At 36.3% G+C, this 24,500-nt stretch carries 21 protein-coding genes; 16 read left to right on the forward strand and 5 right to left on the reverse strand.

What is annotated here, in order from left to right; translation table 11 throughout:
- Positions 1-97 precede the first annotated feature (97 nt).
- Complete coding sequence (locus CD30_RS08775) at positions 98-976, forward strand: LysR family transcriptional regulator (protein WP_036175434.1); 879 nt, start codon at positions 98-100, stop codon at positions 974-976.
- A 174-nt stretch (positions 977-1,150) separates the two neighbouring features.
- Here the strand turns inward: CD30_RS08775 and CD30_RS19465 are convergent, their stop codons facing one another.
- The gene (locus CD30_RS19465) at positions 1,151-2,263 is read right to left on the reverse strand and encodes an S-layer homology domain-containing protein (RefSeq protein WP_052126116.1); all 1,113 of its coding nucleotides are present in this window, start codon (positions 2,261-2,263) and stop codon (positions 1,151-1,153) included.
- A 207-nt stretch (positions 2,264-2,470) separates the two neighbouring features.
- On the opposite strand from CD30_RS19465, the gene CD30_RS20630 reads away from it, so the two are divergent.
- On the forward strand, positions 2,471-2,602 hold the full coding sequence (locus CD30_RS20630; protein ID WP_268871085.1) for a hypothetical protein: 132 nt from the start codon (positions 2,471-2,473) through the stop codon (positions 2,600-2,602).
- A 321-nt stretch (positions 2,603-2,923) separates the two neighbouring features.
- Here the strand turns inward: CD30_RS20630 and CD30_RS08785 are convergent, their stop codons facing one another.
- A complete protein-coding gene (locus CD30_RS08785) occupies positions 2,924-3,262 on the reverse strand; it encodes a YwqH-like family protein (RefSeq protein ID WP_036175437.1) in 339 nt (112 codons plus the stop codon).
- A gap of 345 nt (positions 3,263-3,607) precedes the next feature.
- Between CD30_RS08785 and CD30_RS08790 the strand changes: the two genes are divergently transcribed.
- The 14 genes from CD30_RS08790 (at position 3,608) to CD30_RS08855 (ending at position 20,292) form a co-directional block, all read left to right on the forward strand.
- The gene (locus tag CD30_RS08790) at positions 3,608-3,901 is read left to right on the forward strand and encodes a WXG100 family type VII secretion target (protein WP_036175440.1); all 294 of its coding nucleotides are present in this window, start codon (positions 3,608-3,610) and stop codon (positions 3,899-3,901) included.
- Between the two features lie 196 nt (positions 3,902-4,097).
- Positions 4,098-4,337 carry an ESX secretion system protein YukD gene (gene yukD / locus CD30_RS08795; RefSeq protein WP_036175443.1) on the forward strand — a complete coding sequence of 80 codons (240 nt, stop codon included), beginning with the start codon at positions 4,098-4,100 and terminating at the stop codon, positions 4,335-4,337.
- Positions 4,338-4,350: 13 nt separating this feature from the next.
- The gene (essB, locus tag CD30_RS08800; protein WP_084077754.1) at positions 4,351-5,751 is read left to right on the forward strand and encodes a type VII secretion protein EssB; all 1,401 of its coding nucleotides are present in this window, start codon (positions 4,351-4,353) and stop codon (positions 5,749-5,751) included.
- A gap of 25 nt (positions 5,752-5,776) precedes the next feature.
- Positions 5,777-10,252, forward strand: a complete 4,476-nt coding sequence (gene essC, locus CD30_RS08805) for a type VII secretion protein EssC (RefSeq protein WP_036175447.1) — start codon at positions 5,777-5,779, stop codon at positions 10,250-10,252.
- Positions 10,249-13,056 carry a type VII secretion protein EsaA gene (gene esaA, locus CD30_RS08810; RefSeq protein ID WP_036175451.1) on the forward strand — a complete coding sequence of 936 codons (2,808 nt, stop codon included), beginning with the start codon at positions 10,249-10,251 and terminating at the stop codon, positions 13,054-13,056. The genes essC and esaA overlap by 4 nt, the downstream gene beginning before the upstream one ends.
- The gene (gene essA / locus CD30_RS08815) at positions 13,046-13,540 is read left to right on the forward strand and encodes a type VII secretion protein EssA (protein ID WP_036175454.1); all 495 of its coding nucleotides are present in this window, start codon (positions 13,046-13,048) and stop codon (positions 13,538-13,540) included. Before esaA ends, essA begins: the two co-directional genes overlap by 11 nt.
- A gap of 50 nt (positions 13,541-13,590) precedes the next feature.
- Positions 13,591-13,893 carry a YwqI/YxiC family protein gene (locus CD30_RS08820; RefSeq protein WP_036175457.1) on the forward strand — a complete coding sequence of 101 codons (303 nt, stop codon included), beginning with the start codon at positions 13,591-13,593 and terminating at the stop codon, positions 13,891-13,893.
- On the forward strand, positions 13,893-15,464 hold the full coding sequence (locus CD30_RS08825; RefSeq protein ID WP_036175461.1) for a ribonuclease YeeF family protein: 1,572 nt from the start codon (positions 13,893-13,895) through the stop codon (positions 15,462-15,464). The genes CD30_RS08820 and CD30_RS08825 overlap by 1 nt, the downstream gene beginning before the upstream one ends.
- 20 nt (positions 15,465-15,484) lie before the next feature.
- Positions 15,485-16,276, forward strand: coding sequence for a hypothetical protein (locus CD30_RS08830; RefSeq protein WP_036175464.1), 792 nt, complete (start codon positions 15,485-15,487; stop codon positions 16,274-16,276).
- 31 nt (positions 16,277-16,307) lie between these two features.
- Entirely contained in the window at positions 16,308-16,763 is a 456-nt protein-coding gene (locus CD30_RS08835) for a hypothetical protein (protein ID WP_036175467.1), read from the forward strand.
- The gene (locus CD30_RS08840; protein ID WP_036175470.1) at positions 16,760-17,236 is read left to right on the forward strand and encodes a DUF5085 family protein; all 477 of its coding nucleotides are present in this window, start codon (positions 16,760-16,762) and stop codon (positions 17,234-17,236) included. The genes CD30_RS08835 and CD30_RS08840 overlap by 4 nt, the downstream gene beginning before the upstream one ends.
- A gap of 22 nt (positions 17,237-17,258) precedes the next feature.
- Positions 17,259-18,818, forward strand: coding sequence for a ribonuclease YeeF family protein (locus tag CD30_RS19470; RefSeq protein WP_052126117.1), 1,560 nt, complete (start codon positions 17,259-17,261; stop codon positions 18,816-18,818).
- Positions 18,819-18,832: 14 nt separating this feature from the next.
- A complete protein-coding gene (locus CD30_RS08850; protein ID WP_036175473.1) occupies positions 18,833-19,342 on the forward strand; it encodes a hypothetical protein in 510 nt (169 codons plus the stop codon).
- A 578-nt stretch (positions 19,343-19,920) separates the two neighbouring features.
- The gene (locus CD30_RS08855) at positions 19,921-20,292 is read left to right on the forward strand and encodes an Imm30 family immunity protein (protein ID WP_052126118.1); all 372 of its coding nucleotides are present in this window, start codon (positions 19,921-19,923) and stop codon (positions 20,290-20,292) included.
- 344 nt (positions 20,293-20,636) lie between these two features.
- Here CD30_RS08855 and CD30_RS08860 read toward each other — a convergent pair whose 3' ends face one another.
- The 3 genes from CD30_RS08860 to CD30_RS08870 all read right to left on the reverse strand — a co-directional run bounded on the left by CD30_RS08860 (position 20,637) and on the right by CD30_RS08870 (position 24,336).
- Positions 20,637-21,065, reverse strand: a complete 429-nt coding sequence (locus tag CD30_RS08860) for a hypothetical protein (protein ID WP_036175476.1) — start codon at positions 21,063-21,065, stop codon at positions 20,637-20,639.
- A 367-nt stretch (positions 21,066-21,432) separates the two neighbouring features.
- Positions 21,433-23,664, reverse strand: a complete 2,232-nt coding sequence (locus tag CD30_RS08865) for a YhgE/Pip domain-containing protein (RefSeq protein WP_036175479.1) — start codon at positions 23,662-23,664, stop codon at positions 21,433-21,435.
- A gap of 84 nt (positions 23,665-23,748) precedes the next feature.
- Positions 23,749-24,336 carry a TetR/AcrR family transcriptional regulator gene (locus CD30_RS08870; protein ID WP_036175482.1) on the reverse strand — a complete coding sequence of 196 codons (588 nt, stop codon included), beginning with the start codon at positions 24,334-24,336 and terminating at the stop codon, positions 23,749-23,751.
- Between the last annotated feature and the right edge of the window lie 164 nt (positions 24,337-24,500).

A 24,500-nucleotide genomic window follows, 5' to 3' on the forward strand; every position in this document is an offset into this window, starting at 1 on the left:
AAAATTTTATATATTCATTATATTTTCTGATCATTTATAATATCAAATACTTATTTTTTATAATATAATAGCTTCAAACTATAAATGGGGTGGGAAGATGGATTTACGGAAGATGTATTACTTCGATGCAACAGTGAAGTACCGAAGTTTTTCAAGAGCTGCAAAAGCCTTGCATATTTCACAGCCATCATTAAGTAATGCAATTAAAACATTGGAAGGGGAAATTGGTGCTCCGCTCATTGAACGAACGACAAAACAATTTCAATTAACAGAATTAGGCCTTCAATTTTATGAGCGATCGAAAAACTTAATTTCACAATTTGAGTTAGTGGAGCTGGAGCTAAAAGAATTAGCAAAAGGGGAAAATATAGAAATTCGTTTAGGTATGATTGAATCAGCGAATTATTTATTTTCACAGGTTATCATTGAATATCGAAAACTATTCCCACACAATCAAATTACATTAATTGATACATTATATAATCAAACTGTACGCCAAGCATTATTAGATTTAGATGTACATGGTGTCATTACGAACCAGCATATTGTAGATGCTGAAATTAAGAGCGAATTATTATATAACGAGCCATATGTCGTCCTAATAAATAGAGATCATCCATTTGCTATAAAGGATCAGATAACACTTGTAGATTTTACGGAAGAATCATTAATAATTGGTATGCCAGAATTTCAAACGAGTGCACAAATATTAAAAGTATTCAAACAGGAAAATGTGAAGCCAAATATTCAATATAAAATTGAACGATTTGAAATGATAAAGGTATTAGTAGAGGAAGGTTTAGGAATTGCTATCCTACCAAAACATTATGTTTCACAGCATTTATCGGAAAACCTACTAACACGTCCAGTGCATAACGAGTTTCTAAATCGTAATGTATACTTGTGTACGATGAAAGATCGTACATTTCCAGAAAGCATACTAAAGTTATTTGAGTTAATTAGGGCAATGGGGTGAGAGAGGTTGAGTTTCTTAGTATCGGAAAGATTTAAATGGGTAATCATTTTTATCATTTATTGAAGTTTATACCGGTTATGGAACTAGGAAACTACAAAAAAATTCCACGAGAACTTAGAGCCTCGTGGAATTATTCTCAATCTGTACAGAATCTGTGAAAAACTACTATTGGGTCTAAAGATTCTCTGGAATATCTTTCAACCTCTCTAGCATCTCTTCTATCTGTTCGGGTGTTAGTTCGACGTGAGGTGAAGAAGTATTGACTGGTTCTAGTTTATTAAAAGATAATTTAAATTCGCCATTTTCTTCCGTTACATTCACTTCAACAGGAATGGTAACCATACCACTGTATATAACCAGGTTAAGTTTTGTTTTCCCCACTTTATGCGGCTGAAGTATAGCATAATCATGGAAAGTTTTTATCAATAGTATATCTGCATCAGGAGGTTGTGACGTTTTTTCATATCCTGAAGAAGAAACATTGATAACGTCAACTACAGAAATAATGGACGGATCTTCTGACTCGAATTGCGTACCTTGTTCATAGCTCATCATATCGTCAAATTGAGTATAACTTGTTAAATCATAATCTTTAAAATAAAAGTACTCATACTGATCAACAGACTTTTGAACCTTTTCAATCATTAATGCAAGCTGAGAACGAGTAAGTGGGTTATTCATTTTAAATGTTTTATCTGCATAACCCGAAACATAACCATAATAATCCATCGTATATACATATTGTCCAAAAGGTTGATTAAAAGCTAAATATGATCGACCATAATCACTCTGGTCATAGTATTTTCTATCAAGATCATTATATTTGTCTAAATTGGCATTATAAATTCCAATCAATGGTATTTGAAAACCATCAACTAAAATTTTTGCCATTTGCCCACGTCTAAGAGGATCATTGACACCAAACCGTCCATCAGAATATCCTCCGACAATTCCTTTATTCGCAAGTGCTGCAATGTATGGATAAAACTGATGTGACGGGGGAACATCTTTAAAACCAGGGTCTTTTACATTACTAATATCCAGTCCTAAAACCTTCACAATAATACTAGCCGCTTGTCCACGAGACACAGTCTCATGTGGACGAAAGTTTGGTAATGTCCGACTAATCGCTTTTTGTTCTAATAGATTTTCAACTGCCTTGTAAAAGTTATCTGTTTCTTTCACGTCTTTGTAATGAACAGTTGCTGCAGATGCGCCACCTACTGAAGAGAACATAAGACATGCAGCAAGTCCAACATAGGTTAATAGTTTAGTTAGTTTTCCCATTTTATCGCCTCCTATAAATAACGATATAGGATAGATTTTTCCTAAACAATGGGCATTTGTTATTATTTTGAAATGATGGAATTGACGAGAGTATATTAGATTGAAAGCTTTTTAATACCATCTCATTCTTAGAAAGACATTACAAAAAACTGAACCAAAATATGTTAAAATCTACCAAAACAGTATAGGAGAAAGTCATTTTAAATCATGAAAACAGTAATGGTTTTTGGAGCGTCTGGTGTTCTTGGACAACTCGTATGTACAGAGTTATTGAGGATATTTGAAAATGAAATTAAGCTAATCGTAACGGATTATAAATGGACTGGGGTGAACAACTAGCAAACTCACTTGACGGAAATGTGGAATTTAAATATAAATGATGATGAAAATATTAGCAAGGCGATTCAAAACATGGATATCGTCATCGTTGTATTGAAATATAAAACCCGAACTAATACGAACCAGAAAATAACTTCGTATATAGCTCGGGTTTTTCTTCGGCTAAATATTGTAACCAGGATATTTCATTTCGTCTAAATAATAGCGAAAATAAAAGGATATCCCTGTTGAGACATCCCATTCGATAGTGCTTTTCTTCTATTATATATGTCCTGCTCTGTTTAACCCAATACGTATTACCTAATTGAAGGAGACTAATGTTTAATCATCGTCAGCTTCAAGCCGGGCAATCGTTGCGCGGATAGACTCGATTTCTTGTTTAATTTGTTGGATTTTATCACTTAAGATCGAAAATACATTGTTGAACTGTGTTGTTTGAATTTCTTTGTAGCTAGCGAGGATGCCGTCGATTCGAATGTCATCGAACCTTGTGGCTAAAGTCCCTTTCCAAGTCGTTGCTGTAAGCTCTGGCTGAGTCATGAGATACTGATTGCTTGAGAACTCCCCTTGCTTCCCGGTTAACTGACCATTGCACGTTTGTAAGCGACTGAGATCACTTTGTTTTTTGCGTAAAAGCGCATACCAATATGCTAAAGACATGAAATCACCTCTATATCACTAATTTTCCTCTTCAAAAGTTCGTTCAGAATAGCCATTCAGTACAACATTCTTAGCTGAATGAAATGAAATTAGATCTTTAATGCCCCTCTAATATATCACAATAAAAAATACTTAAAATGGTAAAGTTTGCTTATTTTTTGATAAATAAATTGGGAATAAATAACTCTTTTAATGTATTTTAGCAGATAATTATTGACCGTTCTAATTTATGTTCTTTAGAATAAAACTGAATTATTTGAATAAAGGCAAAGTGTATAAATTTACGAGCAAAATGAAGTATATTTTCGAATTTATATTCTTAGCCTAGAAAAAGGAGAGAAGTTCATGTCAGGAATTATTCGTGTTACCCCAGCTGAATTAGAAGGTATGTCTAACCGTTACGGAAGTGAAAGTGCACAAGTTGAAGAACAAATCTCACGTTTGGATAGTATGATTCAAGAGTTACAAGGTATGTGGGAAGGTGAATCCAGCCGAGCATTCGCTGAGCAATATGATTCACTTAGACCCTCCATTGTGGATATGCAACGACTATTACAAGACGTTTCAACACAATTGAAAAATACAGCACATGCCCTTGATGATGCAGATCGTCAAATTGCGAGCCAAATTCGCGGATAACATTATAACTTCATCTTAGAATTAATATCAAAGAGCGTCATTATACGATGAAGACGCTCTTTTCCTTTATGTAGTGGAATACAAAGATTGTTGTCCATAAAAAATAAGAGGAATCCATAAAGTCACATTGGTTTATGAGGAAGTTTACCTTTTATAAAAAATACAAGTGTAATAGATTTTCCCTGAGGTGATGAAGGTGTACATAGAAATATCAATCGACTTAAAACATTATAACGGGGACTGTTTTGACCTACGTCTATCAGACTACTATACCGTCAAAGAATTAATCGATATCGTTTGGCAAGCAAAATCTATTTCCTATCCACCAAAGGAAGGGTTTTGGGTTCGAGTGCCAAACAAACAAAAGGTTTTATCAGGGAATGAACAACTAGCGGGAAGTGGTATCACAACTGGTGATCGACTAGAAATTTTGTGAGGGAGTCATAGAGATGTTAGAGAAAAAACAGTCTTATTTAGAAAAACAGTTAGATGCGACCCTTAAGTTTCAGTCAGAACAAATTACACTTACTTTTCAAAATGAGAAAGTGAAATTAGAAGATGAGCTAGAAATCGCACTTCTACGTGAAGTGAATCCCTTTATTCAGAAAGAAATTACATTAACGGAAGATGAATTAATCTTTACATACAAAAAAGAACCCAACTTTATCACCTTTGAGAAATTACGGTCGTTTGATGAAAAAAGTCGCTGGATGTTTGCTTCTAACATTGTGAAATCAATTATAATGCATTCATCCAATCGACTTCACATCTTTCTTTGCCCTGAAAATATTTTGATTGACGAGAGCCTAACACCATATTTTTTGCATTATGGAGTGAAAGAAAGTATTCCACCTTATGAACGAGATGAAAAACGGCTTTGGCAAGAAACGAGGGCGACCATTGCAGCTGTAGTTGAACCCCAATTTACCTTTGAGCAATACATTCAGTTTTCAAAGTCGATTGAACTGAGTGCTATGGCTGAAAATGTTATGGGAGCGAAGGATGAAACAGAGCTGCTGGATATTATTAAAAAACAGCTTCGGGTGATAGAGAAACAAGAGAAAAGCTTCACAAAAATCAAGTTAACGAAATGGAATTGGTTGCGTTACAGTCTGTTTGGGCTCATTTTAGTATTGCTTCCGCTTAGCATTTATACTGCCTATTCAGCGGTAATACTGCAGCCGAGACAAGAGGCATACATTGCGGTGCAAGGGCCATTTATTCAAAAAAACTATAGTGAGATCATCAATAAGCTTACTAAGTATGACGTGGAAGATATGCCGGTAGTGATTCAGTATGAGCTATCTCTTGCGTATATTGTCAATGAAACGTTAATGGAGGAGCAAAGAGAAAACGTATTAAAGACTATCACACTACAAACGGATCCACGTTATTACAAATACTGGATATATATTGGAAGAGGGCAAGCTGAGGAAGCACTAAGCTTGGCAAGGCAGCTAGAAGATTTGGATTACATCATGCTTGCGTTATTACACTACGAGGAATCTGTAAAGGCTAACCTGAAAATAGAGGATGAAGAGCGAGAGCGACTGCTTGATAACATCAATACGGAAAAAGAAGAAATACAAAAACAACTCGAGGAAATAGCAGAAACCTTAGAGGAAGAGGAAGGAGGTAATCAAAAAGCTACAAGTTCGGTAGATGAAAACCCGTCTACAGATGAAATTGAAGCTGATGTGAATGATGATACTCCAGAAAATACGGAAACCGAAGAGAAATCAGTAACAGAACCTGTTGAGAGACCTACAACAAATTCAGACGAAAACCCAGTGACAGAATCGGCGGATAACCCAGTGGAAACTTCGGGTAATCAAACAACGAATGAATAATAAATCCCTATTAGAAGGTGATTTGATGAGTACGCTTTTATTTTTTTATGACAACTATTATCAGTCCATTCAATTGGATCAACGAAATAAAGATACAGTTACAGTTGGAAATGATTTTTCCCATACAGTGACCATCCGAAGCCTCTCCTTTACCAATGGATTTCTAACAATCACCGAGGACCCATTTGGCTTTAGAGTTGAACAAAATAAAAAATTCCTCGGAAAAGTGAATCCGAAGCAGTTTTTTGAATGGAAGGATGCTAACAACGAGAAAATATTAAAAATTATCCTTTTCCAAACCATTACGAGGCACGAAACCTATTTCCTCGGAAAGAAACAGGAAATCTATTTTTCAACTGAGAGTAATGAGGCCGATATTGTATGGAAATCGAATGTTCATAAAGAGCCTCGAATCTTCTCACTTTTGAAAGTCGGTCAACAATGGATGCTCGAAAATCATAGCAATAGCCCACTCTATATTAATGGTCAGAAAAAACTGTCTCGTAAAGCAATTGAACTGGGAGATATTATTTTTGTACCATTCATGCTCATTCGTCTCGTTGAAGAAGATGTGCTTGAAATCATTAGTTTTGAAGATTACGAGTCTTGTCTTCCACTTTTAAAAGAGCCTGAATCGGAAATGAAAAAGAAATACCCAATATACAGACGAACTCCGAGAATGGTCTATGACTTACCGAAAGAAAAGGTTTCATTATCATTTCCTTCACAGGAGCATGATCCATCGAATAGAGGTCTTTGGTTAATTCTCTTACCGCCACTTGTCATGTTGATTGTGATGGGGATTGTCGCGATGATTCAGCCACGAGGTATTTTTATCATCATCACGATGGTAATGTTCGTCATGACACTAATCACATCCTCGGTACAATATGTTAAAGATAGAGCCAATGAAAAACGAAAACGAGAAAAACGAGTGCGCGTTTATTCAGCGTATCTAGAATATAAGCGACAAGAACTTCAAGCGTTATTGGAAAAACAACGATTGGCTATGGAATTTCACTTTCCGACCTTCGAACGGATGAAATATTTAACGAGTCAAATTTCAGATCGCATTTGGGAACGGACACTTGAAAGTGAAGACTTCCTCCAATTCCGTTTAGGGACAGGGACAGTGCCGTCGAGCTATTCCATTACACTCAATACAAATGATATGGCCAATCGTGAAATGGATGACTTAATTGAACAATCGCAGAAGCTTGAGAAAGTGTATAAAGAAAGCAGCGATACCCCGGTAGTCGCAAATTTAGCGAACGGACCAATTGGACTTATTGGGAAAGAACGTGTCGTCAAAAGGGAAATTCACCAAATTATGGGGCAGCTCGCGTTTTTCCATAGCTATCATGACTTACGGTTTGTCTTTATTTTTGACGAAGCAGATTACAAACAAATCGAATGGATGAAATGGCTTCCTCATTTCAACATTCCAAATATGTACGCTAAAGGTTTAATTTATAACGAAAAAACACGTGACCAACTACTTTCAAGAATCTATGAAATGATTCGTGAACGTGATTTAGAGGAAGAGAAGGATAAACTTCGCTTTACACCACATCTTGTATTCGTCATCACGAACCAAAAGCTAATTGAAGATCATGTCATCCTCGAGTATTTAGAAGGGGATCATCAACAGCTTGGAATATCAGTAATTTTTGCGAGCGATGCAAAGGAGAGTCTGGCGGATAATATACACACACTCGTACGCTTACTCAATGATTCTGAAGGAGATATTTTAATTCAAAATAAAAAAGCAGTGAGCATCCCATTTACGCTAGATCTCCATAAAAAAGATGATAATGAGCGATTTGCGCGGATGTTACGCACATTAAACCATCAAACGGGCATCACGAACTCTATTCCAGAAAGTACGTCATTCCTTGAAATGTTGAATGTGAAAGAAGTAGATGATTTGAACATTCCACAAAAATGGTCGGAAAATGAGTCATCCAAATCACTCGCTGTTCCAATTGGATTGAAGGGGAAAGATGACCTTGTCTATTTAAACCTTCATGAGAAAGCCCATGGTCCCCACGGATTATTAGCCGGGACAACAGGTTCAGGGAAAAGTGAATTTTTGCAAACTTATATATTATCGCTATCTGTGCATTTTCACCCTCATGAAGTGGCCTTTTTGTTAATCGACTACAAAGGCGGAGGGATGGCTCAGCCATTTAGAACATTGCCACATCTTCTAGGAACGATTACGAATATTGAAGGCAGTGTGAACTTTACAAATCGAGCGCTTGCTTCCATCCGAAGTGAGTTGAAGCGCCGTCAACGATTATTTGACCGAAATAACGTTACCCACATTCATGATTACACGCAACTTTATAAACAACAGCTAGTAGATGAACCGCTACCGCATCTATTTTTAATTTCCGATGAGTTTGCGGAATTGAAAAATGAAGAGCCAGATTTCATCCGAGAGCTAGTAAGCGCGGCTCGAATCGGTCGTAGTTTAGGTGTCCATTTAATTTTAGCAACCCAAAAACCAGGTGGCGTTATTGATGATCAAATTTGGAGTAATGCTCGATTTAAAGTGGCGTTAAAGGTTCAGGATGCAAACGATAGTAAAGAGATTTTGAAAAATGCGGATGCTGCTTCTATCACCGTAACGGGTAGAGGATACTTGCAAGTTGGTAACAACGAAGTATATGAACTTTTCCAATCGGCATGGAGTGGAGCGCCTTATCTTTCAGAGCATTCGGATGGAGAAGATGAAATCGCCATCGTTACGGATTTGGGTTTGATTCCTTTATCGAATATTTCTGCGAAGGAAAGTAAACGCAAAGGTATCACAGAAATCGAGGCCATTGTGACAAAAATAGAAGAGACGCAAAAAGAATTTGGTATCCAAAAGCTGAAAAGTCCATGGCTACCACCACTTGAAGAACGACTATTTAAACAAGGACTTACATCGACTGAGCAAGACCATATCGCCATTGCATTAATAGATGAACCTGAAAAACAAAGTCAAACACCATATCATTATCACGTAATGGAGGATGGTAATCTCGGTATTTTTGGTTCAACTGGTTATGGAAAGTCAACAACGGTATTAACGATTTTATTAAACATAGCGGAACAATATAGCCCAGAAGAAGTGCATTATTACTTGATGGATTTTGGAAATGGATCGATGCTACCACTCAAGCAGTTACCTCATACGGCGGATTTCTTCTTAGCGGAGGAAGTTCGCAAAATGGAGAAATTTTTGCGGATGATTCGTGAGGAAATTGTTCGTAGAAAGCAGCAGCTTCAGTTAATGGAAGTAAGTAGCATCAAGCTATACAACAATATTTCTGATAAAAAGCTGCCATTACTATTTGTAGTTGTTGAAAACTATGACTTTATTAAAGAAGAATTGCCAGATTTTGAGCCTAGCTTTAATCAGTTTGTTCGAGATGGCCAATCATTAGGTATTTACATGATCTTTACAGCAACGCGCATTTCATCCATTCGCCAAGCAGTGATGAACAACTTAAAAACGAAAATTGTCCATTATTTATTAGATCAAAGTGAGGCATATACAGTATTAGGGAAAATGACGTTATCCCCTGAGCCGATTCCAGGTCGGGCAATTATTAAAAAAGATGAAGCCCATTTCTCACAAATTTTCTTACCGGCTAATGGTGCGAATGATTTTGAAATACTTGAAGCTGTAAAAGAAACAGTGAAATCGTTGAAGATAAAATATGCAGGTCACGCTATTCCTAACAAAATCCCAATGCTTCCAAGTGATTTAACATTGATGCAATTTGAGAATTATGTGGGGCAAATGCAACAGCCGCATTTATTCCCGATTGGGCTAGATGAAGAATTTGTTCAGCCAGTTGCGATTAACCTCTTAAACAATAAGCATTGTATCGTATTAGGGCAAGCGCAAAAAGGGAAAACAAATTTGTTGAAAGTAATCTTGAACACTGCGCTCCAAAAGGATATTAGGTATATCGGTTTGTTTGATTCATTTGAAAGAGGATTAGCAAGCTTTAGTGAGGAAGAGGCAGTTTCTTATTTGGATTCAAAAGAACGTATTGAAGAATGGTTAACGGAAATAGAAGCAGAGCTCTCATCCCGTGAAGTCGCATATGTCAATAGAAGCCTAAATGATACGACCGGACTGCAATTCACGCCAATTTTACTTGTGGTGGATGATTATGCACGCTTTCTCTCAAACCTTGATGTCAAATTGCAAGAACGCATCGTGAAATTTATGAAGCACGCAAACTATCTCGGATTTAATGTGATTGTAACAGGAAATTCGAATGATTTAACAAAGGGCTATGATGCCTTAACGACAGAAGTGAAACAAATTCGCCAAGCGATTCTTTTAATGAAAAAATCCGAACAAACTCTTTTCAGCCTTCCTTATGATCGGAAGGAGGAGGAAATTCAAGCTGGATTTGGTTATTACGTAGTAAACAATAAAGAAGTCAAAATACAAATCCCATTATGTGATATTGAAAGGAAGATTTATTCATGACGACCCAAAAGAAGCTGATTATAAAGATTGCCATCGTCATGATTTTGATTGTTGGAGCCCCGATTCTTTACTTCCTTAGTCTAGGCAATAATCCGTTATCAGGTGAGGCAGGCGGAACGAAACAAATTGCCGTTGTTAATGAGGATGCAGGTGCAGAGATGCTAGATGATCCACTTGATTTTGGGAAAGAAGTGGTGCCACTACTATCGGATGAATCTAATTATGAATGGTCTGTCGTCAGTAGAAGCACCGCAGAAAACGGGTTAGCAAATCAAGATTATGATGCGATTCTTTACATCCCATCCAATTTTTCAGAAAATATTATGACTTATGAAGAGCTACAGCCGGTAAAAGCTGAATTTAAATATACTGTTTCAGGTCAATTAAATACAGCAAACCGTGAAAAAGTACTGCGAGAAATTGACAATGCAGCAGCACGAGTGAACGGGAAAATCTCAACGTTATATTGGAGCTACGTATCCCAAGATTTAGAAAAGGTACGCCAGGAATTCGATAATATTTTACAAAAAGAAATGGAGTTTCTTGAAACAATTTCTGAATATTATCGCCCAGATTTAGAAAGTGTCACCTATGATATTGAAAACCAAAAAGGTATGTTAGAGAATCTTTTGTCTTCCATCAATAGCACGCCATTTGAAGAAAATGTCCAGCAGACACAAGAATTCCAGGAGAATCTAGCGCAATTCGTTAGTTACGTAAATCAATATCAGGAATATCAAATGTCACAGCAACAGCTTTTAAAAACATTACAAGGTGAAAATATCACAGCAGTCATGAACTTAGTAAATGGCTATGATCCAACCTATTCAAACATGAAGACTTACCTAGAAGAGCAAAATGTCAAGCTTTCTGAGAATTTGCAAGCTCTAAGTGAACAATTGGCAAAAAATCATCAAAACATTGCTAATTTATCTGATTTGGTTGTGGAACAACGGGATGAAATTATCAAGCTACTAATGGAAGTTGAAGGAGAAAAGCTTGTTCAATATGAAACAGAAGTCATTGATTTAAAAAACAAAATTACGGGAAGCTTACCCGTAGATCCTACAAAGCAAGTAAATAACGGTGGAGAAAACGAGCAAGTCAACAACACAAAGGACTTTGTTGCGTCCTCTAAAATTGCTGCACTAGAAACTGAGCGTGAAAAACTGTTGGCTTTGGTACAGGAAATCAGCACAGTGAAAGAACAGCTTGCTCAGCCAGAAATTAAGTCAGAAGAAACGGTTGATCCAGAAAAAGCTATGGAGGAAGCAACTAATTCTTCCACTGAAGCGGTAAATTCAATGATGAATGACCAATTAAATCAATTGTCAGAACTAATTAATAATGTTGATTCAACCATTAAACAACTACAAGAATCACAGTTACAACAACAGTTGGATCAATCCCAATCAGAAGTAGAGAAAGAAGTTGAGGAGAACATTCCTTCAACGCAAGAAATTAACGATTCGATTATTAGGGAAATCGAACGTAAAGAAACTGAAATTATAAATTACGAACTTTTGAATAATGAGAAAAAGGAGCGCTTAGAAAAGGCGTTTTCCAAATCGATAGGCAGTAAAGATGCAGATTTATTGTTGAACTATTACGGAGCATTAGCGCGATATGAATCTGCGTTGAAGACAAGTATGAGTTCGGGTTCAACTTCTCAAGAATTGGCTTCAAGTGTGAACAAAATACTAGGGATAAACGAAGATGGCAATACCTATCTTCATCAATTGCAAGATGGAATTCCTACATCACAAGAACAGTTTGCATCATTAGAAGAGGGGATACAATTATTCTTCACAGAGTACATGGAAGATCTCGATACAGAATATGATGCCATGTCCAAACAGTTAGATGCTGTTAAGACGAGTGCAGGTCATGTGCAGGAAAGTTTGGATATTCTAATTGCAGGGACGCCAAGAGCATCTGGGGAAGCATTGGACGGTAACGCACTTCTTTCGAACCAACAAAGCATTAGCCAAAGCTTACAATCGATGAGTAATGCCATGAACAACATAACTCAAAACCAACAAAATATCATGTCAGTAACAGAGGAACTCCACAACAAAGCTGCAAACGTGAATGCAGATACAAACGAACTGTCCTTTAAGTGGAGTGAAAACGTAGGAACAACAGAGAAATACCGTGATGACATTCATGATGTGTTAGAAAATGCGTTTGTTGACGGGCAAAAGAACGGTCAAATATATGAGCATTTATCTAATCCACTTTCAGTAAATAGTTTAGATCCAACAGTTCAAGAGGATAAAATGCCACCAGTAATCGTGTTGGTAATTGTGCTAATCAGTAGCTTATTGATCGGTTATTTCTGTTACTATTTCAAAACGAATAAAACAAATTTGCGAATTGCGCTATTTGTCTTATTGAACTTAATCGTAGGGTTAATCATAAGTATTTATGGAATGGATATTTATCCGTTAACTGGAATAGGTTCGATAGAATGGACAATTTTCACCGTTCTTTTATTAACTGCTGTTTCGACTGTCATCTTTGCAGGCTTCACGATTGGTCAACTTGTCGGATGGTTTGTAAATGTAGCGGTCATTGCGTTCTTCGTAACACCGATGCTTACATTATTAGCATCGAACATTGATTATGAGGATCCGATGTCAAAGGTGTACTTATCGATTCAATACGGTCCAGAATCCTTGATACTCCCAGCGAGTATTATACTTATCGTGATTATCGGGATTGCTGCAATAGTGCCATATATAGTAAATCGAATGAAAAATCGTGCGACCAATTTAGATGAGGAAGCGACTTATGAAGGATAAAGTAGGCTTAGTGTTTGGGTTAGCGTTAAGTTTATGGCTTATGGTCGGATCTGGCAACGGATCCGGCTATGCTATGACAAATGATATTAACTCCTTGAATCCTAATGAATACAAAGAAAATGACTTTAAGGATAATAAAGAATTCCTTCACAATAATTCATTGCTAGAGAATAAAAAAGGGATTCCAGACGAGCAAAAGCAGCTCGACTTTATTCCTAAAGATGTTGATCTAAATGAAAAAATGAAGGCAGAGCTTTTCGTAAAAAATTTCCAAGATCGAAAAACGGTTGCATATGAATCTATGAAACTTGGTTTGTTTTCAGATGATATAGAAACAGCGAAGGTTGCAGTGAGTCAGTCAATTTCAAAAAACGACGGTGGAAATAAAGGATTACAGTATATATATATTGGGTTGTTATTCGTGTGTATCATCATTGTTCTAATTTGGCTTGTTCCAAAAATGGTTCAAGGAGAGAAAGTGTAAGCAGGAAAAGCAATTATAAAAAAACAATAAAAGGAAAGGGGAGGAGTCAAATGTCAGGAGAAGTAAAAATGGTGTATGCGGATGTGGAGGAGCAGCTAGGTGTGATGGAGAATGCGACGACATCGCTAAATCCAACTGCCGAACCCGCTATCGAAGGAAATACATTAGATGTTGTCACAAAACTGAATGAGCTCGCTTTGGAGTTGGACCGAATCTTAATAAGCTATCAAACGGTATTACTGAAAAATATCGAAACTACTAGAAATTCTGTACAGTATATGCGTGAACAGGATCAAAGCATTTCAACAAATATTAGTGGTGCAGCTACAGGTCCTAGGAGGCTGATGTACTAATGAAAGTGTTAGATGCTTCAAGTTTCTATGATGGTCTTGGACGCAATTTAAACTTACTAACAAGACTAGAGACGGAAATGAAAACTATTGAAACGGCCATTCAAGGACTCACACAGTTAGAAGAATCTTTAAAGGGGCAAGGTGGCAATGCGATACGTGCATTTTATACAGATTGCCACCTGCCCTTTTTGCAATTTTTCTATTTGTTTAAAAATAGTTTTCATGATGTGCTCACACAAATGGAAGCTGCACTTGATACGCTAGAGCCTGATGCAACTGGTTATATTCATCAAGGGTATTTAGAGGGCGAGGTCGAACAAGGCCTAAGTAACGCGAAAGATGTGACAGAAACACTAACAAGTGAAACGAATAGCATTATGAGGGAAGTTTCGGATATTGTGCCTTTGCCGAATTTAGATGACAGCGAGGTACAATCGGAAATTCAAGCAGCAAAACTTCATCGTGATACGACGATTGATGATTTAATAGCTTTTGATAGTAGTCAAACGAGCGCACTTTCAATTGTGGAAAGTGACTTAATTGCAATGAATGCATGGATTCGTGATCTTGAAACGATGATTACAGAGGGTTTAACCGACGTGAATTTCCCAGCCGAGCACTGGGCGCAATATGCTAGTACAACGGCACTTCAAACCGCATTAACAAGCAGAACAAATGAAATGGATGATGTCACAGGAGAGAGCCGAGAAGAAACTACTGGAGATGTCACTTCTGCGGATGAAACCGTTCTAGAACATAAGCAAGATGTTGCAAATATGAAGCGATTTAGCACGGCTGTCAATGGTGCGGTAGAAAGCTTCGGACTGTTTATGGCAGGAAAAAATGCAGGACTTAAAATGGAATTGGTTCGAGACACGAAAACGGGGCGGAACGTTTATCGCCTTGTAGCTAGTGAAAAGGCACTGCAATATTTAAGAGTGACGCCTGATGCGATAGCACAACGTCAGTTAAACTACAAGCTGCCTAAAGGAAATAAACCATGGAAACCAAAACATCATCAGCAACAGGCAAACAATCGCGCAATCCTGAAATACGGTACAAGAAAACCAGGTACCTCTGGATGGTCAACAGTTGGTGAAGCAGCATTAAAAGATCACTCATCCCTCGCTTATTGGAATGACAAAGCAACAATTACTGAAAAAGCTAAAACAGTTGGGAAAGCAACTCTCTCAGGGACTGGGAAAGCATTCAAAGATATCGTCGATGTAAAAGGAATCTTTACAAATGGATACGCAAAAGGCTTTACGAAAGCGTTAGGTCCTGTATCTGCAGGGTTGAATTATTATAGTAATTATCATAATGCTGTCGATGATGGGGTAACAGGTGCAAAGGCGCATGCTAGGGCAACGGTGGATACAGCCATTGATACAGCAGTTGGTGGGGCCGTTCAAGCAGCAAGTGTTGCATTATTTACCGCTGCCGTTCCAATCCCTGGAGTCGGTACGGCAATTGGGATTGGAGTAGGGCTCTTCGTAAACGGTATGTTAAACAAGAAAAATAAGAAAACAGGGAAATCAGCCATGGATAAAATTAAAGGTTGGTTCCACTAACAGATGGAGGCACGAATTCCATGATTAAAAAATTAACTGAAGAAGATTTTGCCGTCTTACGAGGGCCTCTAGAATCTGGTAGACAAAGCCCGAATTCCCTAGCTACAACATTAATTTTGGGGATTTTCCTACAAGCACTTATTTTTTACTTAACTTATTACGTGGCAGCAGAGTACACTGTCTATCCAAATGTGGACACCATTTTCAAGATTCATTTCTGGTTAACGGCGGCATTCATACTATTATCGCTACTCTTTGGGATTCCCACAGTATTTAAAATGCACGAAAAGTTTCAATATTTTTTGTCCATTGTCGTTTCTCAAAACCTATCTGTCCTTATTTATTTAGCTGCACTGTTTATGTTAGGGGAAGAGGAGGGGGCGTCAATTGAGTCACTACTATCGTTCACATGGATTACCCTTCTCATTGGAGCGTTATTATTTATCTCAACGTTTACCCGATTCTTTGTTCTACTAAAGAAAGGGCACTATCGTAAAGGTACAAGAGCGGACGAATTGCGCGGAAAGTTTGAAACGACGTCTTATATCCCCATTGCCATTATTGGTGGAATTGGTCTTGTGTTTTTAATCCAATTTGTGATGAAAATGGGTAGCTCCGATTTTTTTGATACATTGATGTTTGTCTTTTTACCGCTTGCTATTTTTTACACAATGATCTTCGTGTTACCTGAGCAGCTTGTGATGCTGTATTGTAAGTTCCGATTTAAAAGCTTCAACTTTGATGAACGTGGATACCTTTATACAAGCGCCTCAACTAATAGGGAGCACGGGAAAGTGATAAAGCAAAAGTGAATAAAAAATAATGGAAGTTAGGGTGACTAAAATGGAAACACGCTCATTGCAATTCGATCATTTAATTACGTTCCAAATGAGAGATGTCAAAGAAAACTGGCTTGAAGGGGTTAAATTATTGGAGGATTTCCCTTTAAATCATGAAATCTATAAAAATGGTCCAGTGTTTTTCTCCTATGAAGCCGATTCAAATCAAGAAAATGAAGGGATCTTCACCTACTATTTACCGATAAATGAGGAAGTAGAATTTGAAGAAGACGTTACGGATTTCGCTTATTTAAATCAATTTCGATTAGAGAGGGCTTTGTTATTACGTCAAGCACAGGATGAAGTTGATTTTAATGCAGCTTACAACAAAATACAAACGTATGCGAAGGCGCAAAATTTACCGACAGAGGATTCCTTTATTTGTGTGTTACTCGAGGTTTATGGGGAATACATGATTGATTTATATGTTCCATTGAAAGACCGGAGCGGTGTCCAATGATTGTAGAAAACCATCAGATTACTTATCGGAACGTGGCTTCGAAATACTATAATTTTGTACCAGAAGAAATTGAACTCGCTTTCGCAGACTTTGATCAAACCCTAGAGGAATATGGATTTCATGTGGAGGATCATTTATTTTTTGCAATCATCAGTGATCCAACTGCAACCGTAATGACGGCAGAAATTTTCCGTCCTATTGAAGAAAGTGATTTTTCTGCGATGCCAAATTCGGAAGACATCCGCTTTAGAAGTTATTTTACTGTGAATCGTATGATTACTACGAGAATTAAGGATCAGTTTGATGAACAATCACAAGTGAAATATTGGGAACTTGTCCAGTATATACAGGAGCATAAATTAGTTCAAAGTAGCCCTGTTTTCGTAGAATTCAAACGTAGCCATTCTGGAGTTGCTTATGTGGAAATGAGTGTCGGAGTATCGGAAGGATTACGTTCTCCGTCTATTCCTTAGTCTGAAAATAGAAGGTGATGCAATGAAGGTATTAGATGTAAATACGTTTCAAGAGGGACTCGAAAGAAATCTAAATCGATTAACTCGACTCGAAAGTGAAATGAAACAGATTGAAATTACCATACAAGGCCTCACAAACTTAGAAGAGTCACTCAAAGGGCAGGGAGGGGAAGCGTTACGTGGATATTACGAAAACTGCCACTTACCCTTTCTCGAATTTTTCAACACATTTAAGGCTAGTTTTTCAACTGTACTTCAAGAGATGGCATCCGCCCTTTCAACACTTGAACCAGATTTATCCGGCTTCATCCGTCAAGAAGCTTTAGAAGGTGAAGTTGAGCAAGGATTAAACCATGCGAAACAAGTAACAGAAGAGCTGACGAATGAAACAAACCAAATTATGAATCAAGTTTGCGATATTGTGAGTTTACCAAATTTAGATGATAGTGAAGTGCAAGCTGAGGTGCTTAAAGCGAAATCTCATCGTGATCAAACTGTCGAACATTTAAATACCTTTGATCTAACGCAAACAATGGCTTTAGCGACCATTCAAAATGATCTTTTACTGATGCAAACATGGATTACAAACATTGAATCGATGTTGACTGAAGATGTGACGGATGTGAACTTCCCTGCTGAGCAGTGGAAGGCATTTGCAAGCCAAAATCCACTTATGATTCAACTTGCTGCACGAACCCAGTCTATGGACAGCTTAATCGCCATGAATTCGCTGTTAGCACTAGGTATGGTTGGCGGGACAAATCCGTATTCATTATCAAGCCTTCAGTTAAATGGCCAACAGCCCCTATTCAACTTCGGCATCCAAGGAGCAACAGTATCGACGAATTTTGTTTCATTTATGAAGAAACGTGAAGAAGAAGTCGCAAAGGATCTATCTTGCCCTGCGCCAACAGATGTGGATGAGGTCAAAGAAGAAGAAAATAAATTATTAGCATTCTTAGGGGATGTTGGAAACGGTGCCGTCGAATTAGGAAAAGGCGCTCTAAATGTAGGAAAAGAAGTAGCGGATTTTTTAATTTTGGATGATATCAATACCATAATGGATGCCGATGCATCAGGTGTTGATAAAGGAATTGCCATAGCTTCCATTATTCCTGTTGGAAAAGTTTTGAAAGGTGCCAAACTAGTTGATAATATTATAGATAGTAATGTAGATGATGTCGTTAAGAAAAGTAATGTGGATGAGGTAGTTGGTAAGGGTACGGGTAATGTTTTAGGTGATGGTACAGTGTGGGAAAATATAAAAATTACTCAACCACTTTATGAAGGTACAAAAATTCCAAAATCATTTGAATTAGTAGCAGATGGAAAAAAATTCTGGGTACATCCAAATGGGACAAAACATATGGTCGAGTATATAACAAGAGATGCAACTACACATGGTATGCCGATAAATAGTCAAACTTTATTGTCAAGTTTCCAAAACTCTGTTAAAAATGCTGTTAAGGAAGGCATTAAATATGAAGAAATCATGAACATAGGCAATTGGGAGTTAATATTTAGTAAACCCCGTGGAGACGGATTACTACCGGTAATAAAGCACGCTGTGTATAGGCCTTAGAAGGAGAAATGATTATGTTAAAAGTAACAGAATATAAAGAAAGTCAGACTGTAAATATTGAATATGATGTTTATACACCGATTAATATTGAATTCGGTTCTTGGAATATATCAAAGGAACCAACGATATATTGGAGAACTGGGGATTTCAGGAAATCTTTAATTGAAGTAGGCATAGGGAAATATACAGGTAATATTCGTTCTATTACACTAACTTTAAGTGAGAATGTACACAAAATGGAAAGTTTAAACTTGGATATGAATAATATGACTTTGATTAAAGGTGTACCTATTTTTCAGATTGAAGAATATAATGATCAGACATATATAGACGAAAATGGTGAATTGAACGTTTATATAGGAATTGATAAGGTGTTAATTTCATTTTCGAAAAATGATACTGTGTCTATTGTACAAAATGATACTGTGGGATTTGCTTTAGATAAAAATAAAATGGTTTGTGGCATTATAGTAAGTGGTATGTTAGAACATGAAAAGAAGACATTAGAAGATGCATTGAAATAAAGTATTGTTAATTACAAAAAATTACTAAACCTTGATTGGCTAAATGCCTTTCAAGGTTTTTTACCTTAATTTAGCTGATAAACAAGTGGGATAAAATGAATATGATTTATTTGAGAATTCATAACTCATGAAGGTAGTACCCTCATGGAGTTAATATTTGGATTTTGTGAGAAGTACGATAAACAGGCGAGATGACATTTTAAGTGGCAGGAAGACTTATGTACTGCAAAACCCACAAACTAAAGATAATGACAAAGCTCGTAATGTTAAAGATGGTAAAGACACAGATACATAAATCTAGTGAATAAAAAGAAAGTGAGGATTTTAGAGTGAGACAAAAAGAAAATTATTTAATTGAAAATCGAGAGCTCATGATGGTTGTACCATCATGGAGTATCGTGTTAACAGTTGGATGAACTGAACAATAACGAGAATTAGGCGAGATGACATTTTACATAGTAGGGGTAGTTATTGTATGGAATGGCTAAAAAACTAAAGAGATTGACAAAGGTCGTGGCGATAAACAATGGATAACGTAAAAAGGTGTTCTTACTCTGCGTTCTATTTTAAATTTTAGGTTGTATCTTTACAAGAGATGGTCGTATAATACTCGCTATTCGTTTAAAAAGCGTTACGATGATACAGAACAATATGAAATAATGTTTGGATTAGTACATGGCATAGAGCATCTTTATAAAGAAAATATAGAAGAAGGATTATATTTAGTCGCTTTAGCTGTCCCTAGTGTTATTGATAGGGCAAGAGAATGGATGGAAGTTTTACATTATAGAATTTTAAATCATGAACAAGTAAGAAGAATATACGGTAGTGTACTATCTAAGCTAGACGACAAGACAAAAGAGATAATAATAAACTTATTAAGAGACATAAAAAGTGAAGACCCAAATATGTTTAGCAATTCTGTAGATGAAGTATTAAAAGCAATATAATTAAAACCACCTTAATTGGCTAAAGACCATTTAAGATGGTTTTTTAATCTATTACTACCTAGTACCGAATAAATTGTTTATCAATATGAGGTTAAATATAACTGATGTAATACCCATATAATGTATTAACAAATTTTTTAGTAAGTACAACACCTTTATAAAACAGTTTAAGAGGGAAATATCGAATTGAAAAAATCGGAGATAAATTGAAAAAATGATTCGTTTGAAAAAAACTCCTTGAAGGAAATAGGGTAATTCCATCAAGGAGTTTTATTTTATTCTAAGATAATGTAAAAGTGACATTTACATTCCTCTAAACACTGACTGCTTTTAAAATTGTAACGTTATTTTAAAAATTCATCTTTACTTAAATCATCGCCACTAACTACGTAATAGTTTCCATCTAATTCATGTAATACCCAAACGAAATACACTTCATCACCAAGATCAGCTGAAACTACATGCCAGTTTTCACCGTATTCGTCCGTTAGAAATTCTGATGCCTCATCGATAATATTATTTTTGTTTACTTCTGTAATGTTCATTTTATCGATTCCGCCAGCATCAATGACCATTGATGCAATGTCATCCATGGCTTCTTCTTCATAACCAATGACATCTTCTTCAAAATGAGACATGATTTTTACAAATGATTCTGTATCATGGTCAACTGCTGCTTTATACAAATTAGCTACCGTTTGAGCTGGTCCAGATCCAGAGCAACCTACTAATAACAATAATGATAGAAATAAGACTGGTATTAACTTTTTCATCAACATAAACTCCTAACTAAATTTTATAGAGTAGAAGAGAAAATTCTCGTGATTTTGTAATTAATTTTATTTCCATAATATGTTTTTGATAAAATGAATTGGAAACTAATCGAAAAACACTACTCCTTTACCTATTATAAGAATTAATTCGAAAGAAAAAAGTCCTATTTCTACAACAATCATCATTAATTGTGCATATATTTCTTTAATTATTGTGATAGGGAAATAATGTCTTAACGGTGGGAATTAATAAAGAATTGCTAGTATTTAAAACGGAGAAATAAAAAAGATGGGACTTTTAAAAAAGAGGATTTCTACATAAGAAAAAACAAGAGCCATGATGAAATGGCTCTTGTCATAGTAATGATTATTTAGTTTCTGTAGCAACGCGACTATAACGTTTCATACTAACTTTAAAGTATCCTATTGTCATTAGGATAAAGGCAGCCATATAACATAATAAAATCGCATTGTTATGCCACATATATGAAATATCTCCACTTGAAATAACCGCTTTAAATGAGTGAACTGAATATGTCATTGGCAATAAAGCGCTAAATGGTTGTAATGCATTTGGTATTAATTCTAATGGGAATGTACCAGCGCTTGTTGTCAGTTGCAAAATTAAAACTATAATTGCAATGAAACGGCCAGGGTCTCCCATCATTGTTACAAGCATTTGTACGAGTGTTAAAAATACAAAACTAGTAATAATGGATGTAATAATAAATAATGGAAGGTTTGTAATTTCCATTTTCAAGCCAACTAAAAGAATAAGGTCGACTAATAGAGCCTGAATAATCCCAATAATCGCTAACACGCCAAATTTACTAATAAACCATTGTAGAGCGTTTTTAGGTTTCACTACTGGTTCTTTTAATGGGAAGACAATGGAAATCAGTAGGGCACCAACGAATAAACCTAATGAGATAAAGTATGGTGCAAAACCAGTTCCGTAGTTTGGTACGGCATTAATTTCTTGTTTGTTTACTAGAACAGGTTCACCCATCATATCGTAAGTGTCTTCATCTGCATGAACAGAGTTTGCTTGTTCTGCACCATCAGCTAGTTTTGTGGCTAATTCATTTGAACCGTCCAATAGCTTATCTGTACCGGTTTCTAATTCTTTAGATCCTTCAGCTAGTTGGCCTGCTCCGTCATGTAATTGATCTGCGCCTGAAGATAATTGTTTTAGTCCTTTATTCAAGTTACCTGCACCTGTATTTAGGTCAACAGATCCTTTATAAAGCTCGTTTACACCTTGTTGTAAGCTAAGCTGACCTTCATTAATTTTTCCTAGTCCTGCAAGCATTTGATCGAAGGAAGGAGCAACTTGTTCAGCAAGTTGTTCATCTAAATTTGCTGTAGATGAAAGCAACTGGTCACTTAGAGATGTTTTTAATTGTGTAAATCCTTGATCTAATCCATTTTCAATACCAGCAGTAATTTGAGGCTGTAATTGATTTGTCAACTGAGTCTCATATTGTTGTTGAATTTGTTCTTTAGTAGGTGAATTACTTACTAACTGAGTGATAAAGGAATTAGCTTGTTCTTCACTCATGACCTGATTTGCAACAAGTGCAGCTTTAATTTGTTCCATTTGTGTTGACTGCGTAGTAACCATTTGTTCGGCTAACTCATTTGACAAGCCATTTACGATTCCTTCTGTCAGCTGTGATGATAAATTTGCTGATAACTGAGTATCCATTTGGTCAATACCAGCATTTATATTATCTACACTTCCTGCAAGCTGCTCGGATATGCCGTTTGCAACCTGTGATGGAAGTTGTTCTTTCATTAGCTCTAGTCCGTTTTGTACAGTATTTGTGCCATCAATCAGTGCAGGTAAGTTTGCATTTACTTCTTTAAGACCTGCTGATAGTTGATCAGTTCCTACTGCGATTTGGCTAGCACCTGAAGTTGCACTATTAATACCATTAGTAAATTCAATAGATTTAGATGCTAATAGTTCAAGATTTTCATGCAATGTTTTTGAACCATCACTAAGCTCGATGACACCATCTGCAAGTTTGCTTGAGCCTTCGCTTGCTTGGTCTAGTCCGCTTGCTAAATCAGTTACTTTACTGAACATTGTTTCTGCATAAGTTGAAGTAATGTTTTTAGAGATTTCTGCTTTGATTTCTTTTATAGCTGTTTCACCAATTTGCGATGAAAGAAAGTTTGTACTTTCGTTTGGAACATAGGTAATTTCTAATTTTTTTGGATCGTTGTCGAGAATAGTTGTCGCATTTGCTGAGAAATCTTTTGGAATTTCAATAAGCAAGTAATATTCTCGATTTTCTAATCCTTCATAGCCTTCTTCTTTAGATACAATTTGAAAATTAAACTGCTCGCTATTTTCTAGCTTATTGGCGAGTTCATTGCCGAGGTGTAATGCTTCGCCTTCAAAATCAGCACCTGTATCTTCGTTGACAATCGCTACGGGTAAGTCTTCCATATGAGCATAGGGATCCCAGAACGCCCATAAAAACATTCCAGCATACAGTACAGGAACAAAAGCGACTGCTAAAATTGGAATAAGTATTTTACGGTTTAAGAGGATAGATTTAAGTTCTGCTAAAAAGGCTGACCTTTTCATATAATAACCTCCTAGATGTATTGACCATTTTGTTCAATTGGTCATTTTGGTGCAAATGAGTAGGGTACTCTAATGTTGAGAACCCTAAGGATGTAAAGGTTTATTGGATAATCCATCAAAAAAATATAATCGGAATAACTTTGATATTTCTTCCTTGTCAAGAGGCGTATGTTGTTGCTCCCAATCAAATATCAATGAAACATACATTTTAAGCATTACAAACGCGGTTATTTCTGGATTACATGGCTTAATTTCACCGCGGTCGATTGCTTCTTGTATGATTCCTTTCATATAGTTAATGATGGCTTGCTCCACACGGTTTACTACATCAACTACTGCTTGTGTACCAATTTCACGTTCTTCTTGGAAAAGCTTAATGGTTAGCTGATGAGATTTACGGAATTCTAATAGCCTGAATAAAACACGATTTACGTTTTCATCAATTGTGCTATCATGTTTTATTTCCTGTTCCGCTACTGCTTTCATATCTTTGATAAGAGAACTGATGATTTCATCAAATAATTCCTCTTTGTTTTTAAAGAAGGTATAGATTGTCCCTTTACCGACATTAGCAAGCTTTGAAACTTGATCCATTGTTGTTGCTTTATAACCAAATAAAGAGAATGATTTTGTTGCAGCTTCGAGTATTAATTGTCTTCGATCAATCGCCACCCAACTCACCTCACTCAAAATTGACCAAATGAGAAAATTGGTCATTTGTTTCGCATAAAGTAATGTATCATAGAATTTTAGTATTTGCAATAGATGAAATTTAATTTTGTGAAAGAGGTAAAATTACAAAATAGGTTATAAGGTTACATGAAAATGATGAAATT

Origin of the sequence: Ureibacillus massiliensis 4400831 = CIP 108448 = CCUG 49529 (assembly GCF_000772965.1) — a bacterium.
GTDB lineage: Bacteria > Bacillota > Bacilli > Bacillales_A > Planococcaceae > Ureibacillus > Ureibacillus massiliensis.